Annotated in this window: 9 protein-coding genes; 5 read left to right on the top strand and 4 right to left on the bottom strand. The window is 66.8% G+C overall.

Annotated elements, in window-relative coordinates:
• Nucleotides 1–43: 43 nt before the first annotated feature.
• Nucleotides 44–3,577 (bottom strand): chromosome segregation protein SMC, encoded by a 3,534-nt coding sequence (gene smc / locus ACUDCK_RS06195; RefSeq protein WP_064526707.1) that lies wholly within the window; start codon nt 3,575–3,577, stop codon nt 44–46.
• A gap of 313 nt (nt 3,578–3,890) precedes the next feature.
• Here smc and lplT point away from each other — a divergent pair, with 313 nt between their 5' ends.
• Complete coding sequence (gene lplT / locus ACUDCK_RS06190; RefSeq protein ID WP_054501592.1) at nt 3,891–5,207, top strand: lysophospholipid transporter LplT; 1,317 nt, start codon at nt 3,891–3,893, stop codon at nt 5,205–5,207.
• A 66-nt stretch (nt 5,208–5,273) separates the two neighbouring features.
• Here the strand turns inward: lplT and ACUDCK_RS06185 are convergent, their stop codons facing one another.
• Nucleotides 5,274–6,209, bottom strand: a complete 936-nt coding sequence (locus tag ACUDCK_RS06185) for a uracil-DNA glycosylase (RefSeq protein WP_175167573.1) — start codon at nt 6,207–6,209, stop codon at nt 5,274–5,276.
• Nucleotides 6,206–7,477, bottom strand: a complete 1,272-nt coding sequence (tsaB, locus tag ACUDCK_RS06180; RefSeq protein WP_175167572.1) for a tRNA (adenosine(37)-N6)-threonylcarbamoyltransferase complex dimerization subunit type 1 TsaB — start codon at nt 7,475–7,477, stop codon at nt 6,206–6,208. The genes ACUDCK_RS06185 and tsaB overlap by 4 nt, the downstream gene beginning before the upstream one ends.
• 131 nt (nt 7,478–7,608) lie before the next feature.
• Here tsaB and risA point away from each other — a divergent pair, with 131 nt between their 5' ends.
• The 4 genes from risA (at nt 7,609) to ACUDCK_RS06160 (ending at nt 10,974) form a co-directional block, all read left to right on the top strand.
• On the top strand, nt 7,609–8,343 hold the full coding sequence (gene risA, locus ACUDCK_RS06175) for a response regulator transcription factor RisA (protein ID WP_003813882.1): 735 nt from the start codon (nt 7,609–7,611) through the stop codon (nt 8,341–8,343).
• A 34-nt stretch (nt 8,344–8,377) separates the two neighbouring features.
• Nucleotides 8,378–9,772, top strand: a complete 1,395-nt coding sequence (gene risS, locus ACUDCK_RS06170; RefSeq protein ID WP_054501594.1) for a sensor histidine kinase RisS — start codon at nt 8,378–8,380, stop codon at nt 9,770–9,772.
• A 59-nt stretch (nt 9,773–9,831) separates the two neighbouring features.
• Nucleotides 9,832–10,380, top strand: a complete 549-nt coding sequence (locus ACUDCK_RS06165) for a peroxiredoxin (protein ID WP_006389231.1) — start codon at nt 9,832–9,834, stop codon at nt 10,378–10,380.
• A 75-nt stretch (nt 10,381–10,455) separates the two neighbouring features.
• Entirely contained in the window at nt 10,456–10,974 is a 519-nt protein-coding gene (locus tag ACUDCK_RS06160) for a carboxymuconolactone decarboxylase family protein (protein WP_175167571.1), read from the top strand.
• A 101-nt stretch (nt 10,975–11,075) separates the two neighbouring features.
• On the opposite strand, the gene ACUDCK_RS06155 is transcribed toward ACUDCK_RS06160, so the two are convergent.
• Nucleotides 11,076–13,046: a DUF4344 domain-containing metallopeptidase gene (locus ACUDCK_RS06155; protein WP_244976905.1), complete on the bottom strand. Its 1,971-nt coding sequence runs from the start codon at nt 13,044–13,046 to the stop codon at nt 11,076–11,078.
• Nucleotides 13,047–13,425 lie beyond the last annotated feature (379 nt).

The raw sequence follows: 13,425 nt of genomic DNA, 5'->3' as shown, positions 1-13,425 counted from the left end.
TAAATCCCGCGCCATGAAGCCGGCGCCATTCTGAATATTGGGTTTATGCCGCTTCGGAGGCCATCATCTGGACGGCCGAATCTATGTCTACCGCAACGATACGCGAAACCCCCTGCTCTTGCATGGTGACGCCGATCAGTTGCTTGGCCATCTGCATCGCGATCTTGTTGTGCGAGATGAACAGGAACTGGGTCTGCTCGCTCATGTTGGCGACCAGGTTGGCGTAGCGCTCGGTGTTGGCGTCGTCCAGCGGCGCGTCCACCTCATCCAGCAGGCAGAACGGCGCGGGGTTCAGCTTGAACAGCGCGAACACCAGCGCGGTGGCGGTCAACGCCTTTTCGCCGCCCGACAGCAGGTGGATGGTGCTGTTGCGCTTGCCCGGCGGCTGCGCCATGACCTGCACGCCGGCGTCGAGGATTTCCTCGCCGGTCATGGTCAGCTTGGCTTCGCCGCCCCCGAACAGCTTGGGGAACAGCTCGCCGAAGTGGCCGTTGACGACGTTGAAGGTCTCTTGCAGCAGGTCGCGCGTTTCGCGGTCGATCTTGCGGATCGCGTCTTCCAGGGTCTCGATGGCGGTCATGAGGTCCTGGTGTTGATCGTCCAGGAAGCCCTTGCGCTCGCGCGAGGTGTTCAGTTCGTCCAGCGCGGCCAGGTTGACCGAGCCCAGCGCTTCGATCTGGCGCGAGATGCGAGTGACTTCCGATTGCAGCCAGCTCGCGCGGCGCCATTCGTCGGGCTGGTTGGCCAGGTCCTGGGCCAGGGCCTCGCGGTCGACCTCGCGGGCGTTGAGCTGTTCGGTGAATTGCTCCTCGGCCAGGCGCGCCGCCTGCTCCTGCAACTGCAGCTCGGTGATACGGGCGCGGCGCGGTTCGAGCGTGCGCTCCTGCTGCATGCGGTCTTCGTCGGCGCCGCGCAGCAGGGCCGCCAGGTTTTCCATCTCCTGGCGGGCGCGCGACAGCGCCTCTTCGCGCTCGGCGCGCAATTCCAGGGCATCCTGCAGGCCGGCCTGGGAGGCCGAGGCATCCAGGTCGACCAGGTCGGCCAGCAATTGCTCGAGCTCGACCTCGCCACGCTGGCTCTGGTCGGCCGCCAGTTGCCGGTTGCGCTGCAGGTCGGTGATGCGGACCTGGATGCCGCGTTCGGCAAATTCGGCTTCCTGCGCGGCCCGTTCGAGCTCGCGCAGGCGGGCGCGGGCGGCTTCGGCCTGGGCCGCCAGGGTCTCGCCATCCATTTCGGCGTCGGCAAAGCGCGACTGGTGCTCGGCCAGCTCTTCATCGAGCGCCTCGAAGCGGGCTTCGGCCTCTTCGCGGGTGGCCCGCAGGTCTTCCTCGTGCGCAGAGATCTCTTCGAGGTCCTGGCGCAGGCGCGCGGCGTGCTGGCCGGACTGCTCGGCCTGCTGCTGCAGGCGCGAGTGTTCCAGTTGGATGTCGTGCACCCGGCGGGTGACTTCGGCGACCCGCTGGCGGGCCGGCGCGATAGCCTGGCTGACCTGCTGCCAGGCCACCTCGGCGCGAGCGACGGCGGCGCGGGCCTGGTCGGTGATGAGTTGCTGGGCCTTGATCTCGCGTTGCAGGTTTTCGATTTCCTGCTGGCGCGCCAGCAGGCCCGCCTGCTCGGAATCCGGGGCATAGAAGCGTACGCTGTGCGCATCCACCAGATGGCCCGCCTTGACGACGCAGGCGGCGCCGGCCGGCAGCGTGGCGCGAGTGGCCAGCGCCTGGGCCAGGTCGGGGGCGGTGTAGATGCCGCCCAGCCAGTCATTGAGCAGCGTGCGCAGGTCGGGGTCGGTGATGCGCAGCAGGCTGGCCAGCGGCGTCAGCCCGGCGGGGGCCGCCGGCGCCGGGGCAGCGACCGGCAATTGGTAGAAGGCCAGGCGGGCGGGCGGCGCGTCCTCGGAAAAGGCGCGGGCCCAGTCCAGGCTGCGCACCTCGAGGGACGCCATGCGCTCGCGCAGGGCGGCTTCCAGGGCGGTTTCCCAGCCCGGTTCGATATGCAGCTTCTGCCACAGGCGCGGCAGGCCGGCCAGCTCGTGCTTGGCCAGCCAAGGCTCCAGCGCGCCCTGCTTCTGCACGTCTTCCTGCAGTTTCACCAGCGCCGACAGACGGGCTTCCAGGCGCGCCAGGTTCTGCGCTTCGGTCTGGGCGGCGGCCTGGGCGCGGCTGCGCTCGGCATCGGCGTCCGGGACCTGGGCTTCGAGGGTCGCCAGCGCTTCCTGCGCCTCCTCGAGCTGGTCTTCGCCGGCGAGGCGGTCGCCGGCCAGTTGTTCCAGGCGCGCCGGATCGGGGCTGTGCAATTCGCGCAGTTCCTGCTGCAGGCGCTCGCGGCGCTGCTCCAGGGCCTGCATCTGGCGGTCGGCGTCGCGCTGGGTCTGTGCCACCAGGGCCAGGTTCTGCTCCACCCGGGCCAGCGCGGCTCGCATTTCGTCGCGACCGGACGCAGCCTCGCGCACGCGCTGCTCGACCGCCGGCAACGCCGCCTGGGCATCCTCGGCGGCGGCGCGCGCCTCTTCGGTGCGGGCGGCGCCGGCGGCCAGGTCTTCCTCGGCCTGCGCGATCTGCTCGGTGCAGTGTTCGCGTTGGCTGGTCCATTCGGCGATCTGCTGCTGCAACTGATCGCGGCGGGCCTGCAGGCGGTTGCGGGAATCCACCACGTGGCGGATTTCAGCCTCCAGCCGGCTGACCTGGGCGTTGGCCTCGTACAGGGCGCCCTGGGCGGTGTGGACGGCGTCGCTGGCGGCGTAATGGGCCTGGCGCCGGGATTCGAGCGCGGCCTCGCCGGCCCGCAGGCCGGCGATGGCGGCTTCCAGCTCGTTCTGGGCCTGGGCCATTTCCTGGGCTTTCCTGGCGCGCTCTTCGCGCGCGCCGGTTTCCTTCAGGAACCACAGCGCGTGCTGCTTCTTTTCGCCATCGGCCTGCAGCTCGCGGTAGCGGGTGGCGACCTCGGCCTGCGCCTCCAGCTTTTCCAGTTGGCTGTTCAGTTCGCGCAGGATGTCCTCGACGCGGGTCAGGTTCTCGCGGGTGTCGGACAGGCGGTTTTCGGTCTCGCGGCGGCGCTCTTTATAGCGCGACACGCCGGCGGCCTCTTCCAGGAACACCCGCAGTTCCTCGGGGCGCGCCTCGATCAGGCGGTTGATCATGCCCTGGCCGATGATGGCATAGCCACGCGCGCCCAGGCCGGTGCCCAGGAAGATGTCGTGGATGTCCCGGCGGCGGACCTGCTGGTTATTGACGAAGTAGCTGCTGGTGCCGTCGCGGGTCAGCACGCGGCGCACCGCGATCTCGGCGTAGGTGCTCCATTGCCCGGCCGCGCGGCCTTCACTGTTGTCGAACACCATTTCGACCGACGCGCGGGCCGCCGGCTTGCGGTTGCCCGAGCCGTTGAAAATGACGTCCTGCATGGACTCGCCGCGCAGCTCCGAGGCCTTGGCCTCGCCGAGCACCCAACGCACCGCGTCGATGATGTTCGATTTGCCGCAGCCATTGGGGCCCACCACGCCCACCAACTGGCTGGGCACGGGAATCACGGTGGGATCGACGAAGGACTTGAAGCCGGCGAGTTTGAGCTGAGTAAGACGCACAGTACGATGACGACGGGGTGGGTTGAACGAAAGGCGTTAACGGACCTGCCGCACAGATTGCAAACCGGCCCGTGTAGGGCCGGCTTGCGTATGGGTCGTATGATACCGCAGGCAGTCTGTCCCCAAACGTGAGCAAAGGTCAAGCCGGGGACTGCCCGCCCCTTCGGCGGGCGCGCGACTGATCCGCCGCAACCCGCGGGCAAACGCTGAATAGCCCTCCCCCTGGCACGGGCTATACTCGCTGACACTTTTTCGCAAGACGCATAATTTTCACGCAGACCGACCGGGCTCAGGTCAAAGTACGGGGACATTCTTGAAACGAGGTTTCTATCTGGTCATGGCCGCGCAGGCCTTCTCGTCATTGGCGGACAACGCGCTATTCATCGCCGCGATCGCCCTGATACAGGAACTGCACGGCCCCGACTGGCTGGCCCCGATCATGAAATGGTCCTTCGCGCTGGCCTACGTGGTGCTGGCGGCCTTCGTCGGCGCCATCGCCGACTCGTACCCCAAGGGCCGCGTGATGTTCTCGACCAACGCCCTGAAGGTGGCCGGCTGCCTGCTGATGTTCTCTTACGCCAGCATCGGCGTGGCGCCTGAATACCAGACCTATCTGGTCTGCGCGGCCTACGCCGTGGTCGGCATCGGCGCCGCCGCCTACTCCCCCGCCAAGTACGGGATCGTCACCGAAATGCTGCCCCCCAGCATGCTGGTCAAGGGCAATAGCTGGATCGAGGGCCTGACCGTCTTCTCCATCATCCTGGGCACCGTGCTCGGCGGCCTGCTGATCTCGAACACCGTCTCCACGGCACTGCTGCAACATTCCTTCATCGGCAAGCTGGTGCACACCCCGGCCGAGGCGGCCATCCTGGTGATCGCCTTCGTCTACCTGCTGGCAGCGCTGTGCAACCTGCTGATCCCGCACACCCACGTGCGCTATCCGCCGCAGCAGAAGAACCCCATCAAGCTGATGGGCACCTTCTGGGGCTACGTCCGCGTCCTCTGGAAGGACAAGCTGGGCCAGATCTCGCTGGCCGTCACCACCCTGTTCTGGGGCGCCGGCGCCACGCTGCAGTTGATCGTCATCGAATGGGGCCGCAGCCACCTGGGCTACCAGCTCGACAAGGCCTCCATGCTGATGGGCGTGGCCGCCCTGGGCACCGTGGTGGGTTCGATCCTGGCCGGCCGCATTCCGCTGCGCCGCGCGCTATCGGTGCTGCCGGTGGGCGCGGCCATGGGCCTGGTGGTGCTGCTGATGCCGCTGGTCTATTCGCCCTGGAGCGTCTACCTGCTGCTGTTGCTGACCGGCGGGCTGGCGGGCTTTTTCGTGGTGCCGATGAACGCCCTGCTGCAGCATCGCGGCCACGTGCTGCTGTCGGCCGGCCACTCGATCGCCGTGCAGAACTTCAACGAGCAGCTCAACATCCTGCTGATGGTGGCCGTGTACACGCTGCTGCTATGGCTGCAACTGCCCATCAACATCATCATCGTGATCTTCGGCACCGTGGTGGCCGTGCTGATGGTGGTATTCATGCGCTGGAGCAAGCGCAACCTGGCGGCCAATCCCGAACTGCACGACCAGATCGGCCAGGAAGGCCACGGTCACGCGCTGGACTCGCACACCCGCTGAATCAGACGGCGGGCCGTCCGCGCGGCCCCGGCCCGGCGCCCCCCGGGTCTGCGCGACATCGCGGGCCTATGACTGCCGGGCCGCCAATTTCAGGTCCTGCCAGGCCCGCGCCTTCTCGGCCGGGCTGCGCAGCAGGTAGGCCGGGTGATAGCTCACCACCACCGGAATCTCGCGCCCCTCGTCCGTTTTCATCTGGTGCACGCGACCGCGCAGGCTGCCGATGGTGGCGTCCGTGCCCAGCAGCGTCTGGGCGGCAAAGCGGCCCAGCACCAGGATGCGTTCGGGCTTGAGCAGCGCGATCTGGCGCATCAGGTAGGGACTGCAGGCGGCGATTTCCTCGGGCTTGGGATTGCGGTTGCCCGGCGGACGGCACTTGATCACATTGGCGATGAAGACATCGCGCTCGCGGCTCATGCCGACGGCGGACAGCATGGCATCCAGCAATTGTCCGGAGCGGCCAACGAAGGGCTGGCCCTGCCGATCTTCCTGCTCGCCCGGCGCCTCGCCCACCACCAGCCAACGCGTGGGCTGGCCGCCGTGGCCGAACACCGCGTGGCGCCGGCCGCCGCACAGGCCACAGGCGGTGCAGGCCAGCACCTGCTCGCGCAATTCATCCAGGTTGGCATTCTTGACCGCTTCGGCGACCGGAATGACCACCGGCGCGGCCTCTTCGACCGCCGCCTTGGGGACCGGCTTCGGCGGCGGACCATTGCGCAGGCCCGGTCCCGGGCCGGCTGGCCGGGCGGCGGGCGCCTGGGCCTGCGCCACTGCCGGCGGCGGCGCGGCAACGTCGCGCGCCGGCGCGGGCGCCGCAGCCCGGCCGGCCTGTTCGACCGCCGGGGAATCTTTTTTGGAAACAACGACCTGCGGCGCGGGCGCGGCCACCGGCTGCGGCGTCGGCCGCAACCACAGGCGCTCCATGCCCAGCTCGCGCAGCCACAGGCGCTGCAGCGGATTGACGCGGGGCGCGGACGAGGCCGGCACGGTATTGGGCGCCGTCACGCCGACGCTCCCGCGGACGCCGCGGAGACAGGCGCATCCACGCGCTTCTGCATCACCAGCGCATCCTCGCGTCCGCCCTTCTCGGCCGGGTAATAACCGCGTCGCAGACCGATCTGCAGGTAGCCGCGAGCCTTGTAGAACTCGACGGCCGACACATTGGAGGGACGCACTTCCAGCAGCACGCCTTCAAGGCCGCGCTCGCGCGCCTGCTGCTCGCACCAGTCGAGCAACACGCTGCCCAGCCCCTGCCGATGCAGGTCTCGGGCCACGGCGATCACCAGCAGATGGGCCACGTCGGGGGCGAACATCAGGATGCAGAAACCCGCCACCCGGCCCGCGCGCCGCAGCGTCCACGCGCCATAGCCGGCGGCCAGCGCGTCGGTGAAATTGCCGCGGGTCCAGGGGAAGGCCTGGACGTTGGCCTCCAGAGCCACGACCTCGTCCAGATCCGCGTCGGTCAGCGGTTGCGGGCAGGCCGGCGCCAGCGTCGACTGCGCCTTGGGATTGCCGCCCTCGCCGCGCAGGCGTTCGGCCGTGGTGAAGGCAACCTTGTCGCGCACGTACAGCGGCGCGGCCAGCTCCGGGGGCACGGTTTCACCGCGCTGCCAGGCCAGGCGCGCCAGGCGCGCCACGCTGGCGGCCTCGGGCCGCCGCGCCTCGGCGGCGCGGCGCCAGCCGGCGGGAATCGTCATTTCGCCAGCGTAAGCATCCCAGGCGTCGCCCGCCAGCAGCGCCCGCAGCGGCTGCCCGGCGGAGCGCGACCAGGCCGGCAGGTGATGCGCCGTCCAGGGGACCACCTCGGCGGCCGCGATCAGCAGCGGCGCCTGCAGGGTGTCCCAGGCGGGCTCGCCCGTCGGGCTGGCGCCCTGACGGTACACCGCCAGATAGACTTCATTCATGCGGGCGTCCAGCGCCACCACGATGGCGTCGTCCGGCCCGCCGCCTGCCTGCGCGGCCACGGCCTGGTGCGAGACCACCGGCAATACCGGGATGCCCAGGCCCATGGCCATGCCCTGGGCCACGCCGCAGGCCACGCGCAATCCCGTGAAGCCGCCGGGCCCCTGGCCGAACGCCACCGCCTGCAGCGCGGCGGGCGCCAGGCCAGCCTCGGCCAGTAGCTCGTTGGCCATCGGCAGGAGGCGTTCCGCATGCTCCTGGGAGCCCTCGTGTTCGCGGACGGCAACCTCCAGCCGCCCATGGGAGACGCGCAAAAGGGCCACGCCGCAACGCGACGAAGAGGTTTCAAGAGCCAGCAGGTTTAGTTCCATAGATGCAGATTGTACGAAATACCGGGGCATTCACCCCGTATGTAAGGGGGATTTCAACCATGGTTCGCAATGTGTAATATCTTGTGAACGCCCACTAGCCGCTGGTTCTTGTCACTGTTACATTTCCGGCCATGAACACGCAAAACACCACCCCCACCCGAAAAATCCTCGTCGTTGACGATGATCCGCGCTTGCGCGATTTGCTGCGTCGGTATCTGTCCGAGCAGGGATTCAACGTTTTCGTTGCCGAAGACGCCAAAGAGATGGGCAAACTCTGGCAACGCGAGCACTTCGACCTGCTCGTGCTGGATCTGATGCTGCCCGGCGAAGATGGCCTGTCCATCTGCCGCCGGCTGCGCGGTGGCCACGACAATACCCCCATCATCATGCTGACGGCCAAGGCGGAAGAAATCGACCGCATCGTCGGCCTCGAGATGGGCGCGGATGATTACCTGTCCAAACCGTTCAACCCCCGGGAGCTGCTGGCCCGGATCAACGCGATCCTGCGCCGCCGCGGCACCGAGGAACATCCCGGCGCCCCCAGCCAGGAAAACGAATCCATCGCTTTCGGCCCCTACGTGCTGAACCTGTCGACCCGCACGCTCACGCGCAACGGCGAACAGGTGCCCATCACCACTGGCGAATTCTCGGTGCTCAAGGTGTTTGCCCGCCACCCGAAGATTCCGCTGTCGCGCGACAAGCTCATGGAACTGGCCCGCGGCCGCGAATACGAAGCCTTCGACCGCAGCCTCGACGTGCAGATCTCGCGCCTGCGCAAGCTGATCGAGCCGAATCCGTCCAAGCCCGTATTCATCCAGACCGTCTGGGGTCTCGGATACGTGTTTGTGCCGGACGGTGGTAGTTGATCGACACGCCCGCCCCGGGCAGGAGCGCAGCCTCGTGCCCCGCTTGCGCAGAACCTTCAGGAACCTGACTTCACGTTTGCGGCTTGGCTTGTTCGGCCGCACGTTCCTGCTGCTGGCCGCGCTCATGCTGGTCAGCCTGGGGGCGTGGCTACAAGTCTTCTTCAGCATGGAGCTGGGGCCGCGCGCCAATCAGATGGCGCAGCGGGTGATCACGGCCGTCAATATCACGCGCACCGCGCTGATCTATTCCCATAACGGCGAACGCAGCAAGCTCCTGCTAGACCTGGCCACCAACGAAGGCATCCAGGTCTATCCGCGCGAGGTCACCGACTTCGCCGAGGCCCTTCCCGACGACGATTACTGGCAGCGCGTGGCGCAGCACATCCGCACGCGCTTCGGCCCGGAAACCCAGATCGCCTGGGGCGTGAACCAGGTGCCGGGCTTCTGGGTCAGCTTCCAGATCGAAAAGGATCTCTACTGGCTGGTATTCGAGCGCGAGCAGATTGGCCTGACCGGCGGCATCGAGTGGCTGGGATGGGGCGCCACGGCGCTACTGCTATCCCTGGTGGGCGCGGCCGTCAGCGTCGGTTTCGTCAACCGGCCCCTGTCGCGACTGGCGCGCGCGGCCCAGGTGTTGTCGCGTGGCGAAACGCCGGCGCCCCTGCCCGAACAGGGCCCGCTCGAGATCCGCGACCTGAACGCCTCGTTCAACCGCATGGCCAAGGACTTGCGACAGGCCGAGGCCGACCGCGAACTGATGCTGGCCGGCATTTCCCATGACCTGCGAACGCCGCTGGCGCGCATGCGCCTGGAAATCGAACTGAGCGGGGTTTCGGAAGACGCGCGCCAGGCCATCGACGAAGACCTCGGCCAGATCGACCACAGCATCGGCCAACTGATGGAATATGCCCGCCCCGCCGGCACCCTGCCGCAACTGGCCACCGATATCTCGGCCGTGCTGGCCGAGCTGTACGAGCGTGAACGCAGTCATACTTCGTCACTGGGTGGCGAGCTCGAGGCCACGCTCGAACCCGGGCTGCGCGCCCGCATCACCGCGCTCGACCTCAAGCGCATCGTCAGCAACCTCATCGAGAACGCGCGCCGCTATGGCCGCTCGAGCGACGGGATGGCCCATCTGGTCATGACATTGCAAGCTGAGGGCGGCATGATCGTGATCGAGGTGTCCGACCGCGGCCCCGGGATCGCCCCCGAAGATGTCGATCGCCTGCTGCGTCCCTTTTCACGCGGCGAGGCAGCCCGCACCGGCGTCAGCGGCGCCGGCCTGGGCCTGGCCATCGTCGAACGCCTGCTCAAGCACGTCGGCGGCGCCCTGCGCATGCTGCCGCGCGAGGGTGGCGGCCTGACCGCCCGCATAGAGCTGCCCAAAGCGAAGTTTAGGAATTATCAATTAGACAACGATAATCCATAGCGTAGAATTTATGGTTTGAGGCACCGCCTTAATTCCACCAACAACTACTGGGAGTAAACATGAAAACTGTTGGCGACAAACTCGAGCCCTTCAAGGTTACCGGCGTCAAGCCCGGCTTCAACCAGCACGAAGAAAACGGCGTCTCGGCTTTCGAAGACATCACCGAAAGCTCGTTCCCCGGCAAGTGGAAGGTGATCTACTTCTACCCGAAGGACTTCACGTTCGTGTGCCCGACCGAAATCGTCGGCTTCAACAAGCTGGCCAAGGATTTCGAAGACCGCGACGCCGTCCTGCTGGGTGGCTCGAGCGACAACGAATTCGTCAAGCTGGCCTGGCGCCGTGAGCACCCGGACCTGAACAAGCTGGGTCACTACCAGTTCGGCGACACCACCGGCGCCCTGATCGACCAGTTGGGCGTGCGTGAAAAGGGCGCTGGCGTTGCCCTGCGCGCCACCTTCATCGTCGATCCGGACAACACGATCCAGCACGTTTCGGTGAACAACCTGAACGTCGGCCGTAACCCGGAAGAAGTCCTGCGTCTGCTCGACGGTCTGCAAACCGACGAGCTGTGCCCGTGCAACCGTACGGTTGGCGGCGCCACGCTGTAATTTCCAGCCCGGCCGAGGGACCTGCCCGCAGGTCCTTCGCCGGGCTTTAACTGCGCTAGATTATAGGTAAAAACTATGGAATTTCTGACGACCATTAAGGAACAACTACCGGATTGGGCCAAGGACATCCGCCTGAATCTGGACGCCGTGATCGCCCGCTCGACCCTGGCCCCGGAAGACGCCGTCGGCGCCGCCCTGTCGGCCGCCTACGCTGCGCGCAGCCCGGTGCTGGTCGAAGCCTTCAAGAGCGGCCTGTCGGAAGCTGACGCCAATGCCGCGCTGACCGCGTCGGCGCTCATGGGCATGAACAACACCTGGTACCCGTACGTCGAGATGACCGGCGACGCGCAGCTCAAGAGCCTGCCGGCGCAACTGCGCATGAATGCCTACGCCACCCACGGCGGCGTCGAGAAGAAGCGCTTCGAGCTGTTCGCGCTGGTGGCCTCCATCATCGGGAAGTGCCACTTCTGCGTCGCTTCGCACTACGAGAACCTGAAGAAGGACGGCCTGACGACGGAACAACTGCGCGACGCCGGCCGCATCGCCTCCGTGGTCAACGCCGCCGCCCTGGCGCTGGCCGCCCAGGGCAAGTAAGCCTGGCGCGCCTTCGCGCGAAACAATGAAAAAGCCCGCCTGTTCGCACAGGCGGGCTTTTTCATTTACCGGACGGCCGTTGCGCCGCCCCGCGAAGCGTCTTACTGCCCCTGCGACTTCACGGCGGTCGTCGGCAGGCCGTTGGCAACCCAGGCCTCCATGCCGCCGCGGTACCAGTAGACAGGCCAGCCCATCATGCCGGCGCGCAGCGCGGCGTTATAGGAAGAGCGATCATTCATGCCGGCGCCCATGATGATCAGGGGCACGTTGTGCTCTTTCTCGGTGCCGGTCTTCTTGTGCAGCCAGCCATCGAAGGCTTCCTGCATCTGGTCCGTAATGGCGCCATCCGAACCCGCGTCGCTCAGGGGGAACGCGCCGGGGATGGTCTCGCGCAGGCCGCTGGTATCGATCACCAGGAAGTTCTTGTTCTTTTCATCGGTCAGCAGGGCCACCACGTCCTTGGTGGTGATCACCTTGGCGCGCGGATGGGTGTTGGGCGTCGGGCCCTTGTAGGGCGCCGAGAACAGCAGCGTCGTCGGCGGCACGCCGCTGTCCTGCAGTTCGTCGAAGCCGCCGTTGCCGGGCGCGCGCTGCGGCTGGCCGGCGGGCGGCTGCTGGCGCGGCGGTTGCGGCGCCTGTTGCGGAGATCGCTGCGGCGCCGCCCCACCCTGCTTGGGCTCGCCGCCGACCGTGCCCATCTCGATGTCGGAGATCATCACTGCGATGTTCTCGATCAGCTCGTAGCACATCGTGATCGAGCCTTCGCGCGGGCTGTACCAGGCGTTGAGCTTACCGCAGTCCTTGAAGACCACGTTGACCGGCCGCGGCAGGACGTAGGTCTGGCCCAGCAGCTTGATGTCTTTAGAGATGGCTTCGGACAGATTGTTGGCGAACAGGTTGCCGATGCGGCGCGACGACGGCTCGAAGGTCACGTTCACCGGCGCGCCGGGCGCGTTCGCCGGCTGCTGGCCGTCGGGCGACCAGGTGCCAACGCGGGTATGCGGCGCCAGGATGCGGCGCCAGGCGCGGTTCTGCTTGGTGAACTCGTCGGCGCAACGCGACTTGGTGCGGTCTTCGAAGCCGACCTGCTCGACCAGCGATTCGAACACGCCCGGGTTGCCGCCGTACATGATGCACAGCATGTTGCGGAAGCGCTTGAGGTCGCCGGTATGCTCGTCCTGCCAGGGAGAATTGCCGGCACCCTGGGCCTCGGCCACCTTGCCGCTGTAGTACCACTGCAGCGCGGCGTATTTGGCGGCGCCCTGGGCCATGGCGTTGGTGTCCTTGTCGCTGGACGGGTACATGGTCGGCTCGACGATCTGCAGCGCCGAATAGATATCGACCGCGTCTTCCTCGGCGCCGGTCGAAGGCAGCTCCAGTTCACCGATCAGGGCGTGGCCGAACTCATGCATGAAAATACTGCGCATGATGCCGATGTACACCGCCACGATGCGCAGCGAGTCGCCGCCAAAGCGCGGATACGGACCCGAGCCCGGCAGGCCGCTGCTGGCGCCGGAATCCGGCGAGGCCTGGGGCGCGCGCGCCGGCTGCTGACGCGGTTGCGCGCCACCGCCCTGGCCGGTGTTGGCAGCGACGTTGGTGGCGATGGCGAAGTCCGCGATCCCGAAGGTGCCGACGTCATAGGCCATGATGCCGACTTCGGAGCCCAGCGCGGGTTCGTTCTCGATATCGCCGATCTTCTGGCCATTGACGATGAAGCGCGCCGCGCCCGGCACTTCGACGACCTTGATCCGGTCGGAGCCGTCCAGCTTGGCCACGTTGGGCACATTGGCGATATCGCGACGCTTGTCGCCGTTCAGACAGAACAGGATGGTCTGCTTGGCCGCCGTGAGCTCGAGCAGGCACAGGGCCTTGCGCGGGCGGTTGTTCAACACGACGCCGATCGAGGCTTTGGGGTTGGTCGAGTTCAGGACCACATTGACGTCGGTGACGCGGCCGCTTTCCGGCGGCTCGCCCACGTTGAGATAGAGCGTCTGTTCGCTGCCGGCCGCCGCCCGGTTGCGCAAGGTGAACCAGCCATCCTCGACACCCGCGGTCCAGCCCTGCAGCATCTGGGATCGGACAGCCCCGGAAAGCGGGCCGAGTTGCTGCTCGAATTCTGCATGTGCAGGCGAACCAAAGGCGACGAGGGCCAGAAACAAGGCAGCGCCACGTACATGCATTTCCAGTGTCCCTATTATTCAGACGTTGAGTAGCGGCAGCGTATTCCAGTTCAAATGCACCCGCAAGACGAAAGCACGGCCTGTTCCGGGCGCTGGCGGCCGAAACCAAGGGCAATCCTGGCCGAACCGCAGCAGGGGCGCGGCTCACGGCCTCTTTTGCGTTTTGTTAATTTATTATGGACATGTATCCGCACGTCTATCCGTGCGAATAAAACAACGCATGCGCGCAAAAAAATGGCGCGGAGATATCCGCGCCATTCGTTCAAGC

This window comes from Achromobacter sp. CF-sbj1-Ac2-l, from assembly GCF_052698165.1.
The sequence above is the reverse complement of the archived record's forward strand: the minus strand, read 5'-3'. Positions and strand labels throughout refer to the sequence as shown.

Coding starts and splice junctions, on each gene's coding strand:
- ACUDCK_RS06155 (WP_244976905.1), bottom strand. CDS start 13,046: ATGCTGCAGGGCTGGACCGCGGGTGTCGAGGATGGCTGGTTCACCTTG.
- tsaB (WP_175167572.1), bottom strand. CDS start 7,477: ATGGAACTAAACCTGCTGGCTCTTGAAACCTCTTCGTCGCGTTGCGGC.
- ACUDCK_RS06165 (WP_006389231.1), top strand. CDS start 9,832: ATGAAAACTGTTGGCGACAAACTCGAGCCCTTCAAGGTTACCGGCGTC.
- risA (WP_003813882.1), top strand. CDS start 7,609: ATGAACACGCAAAACACCACCCCCACCCGAAAAATCCTCGTCGTTGAC.
- ACUDCK_RS06160 (WP_175167571.1), top strand. CDS start 10,456: ATGGAATTTCTGACGACCATTAAGGAACAACTACCGGATTGGGCCAAG.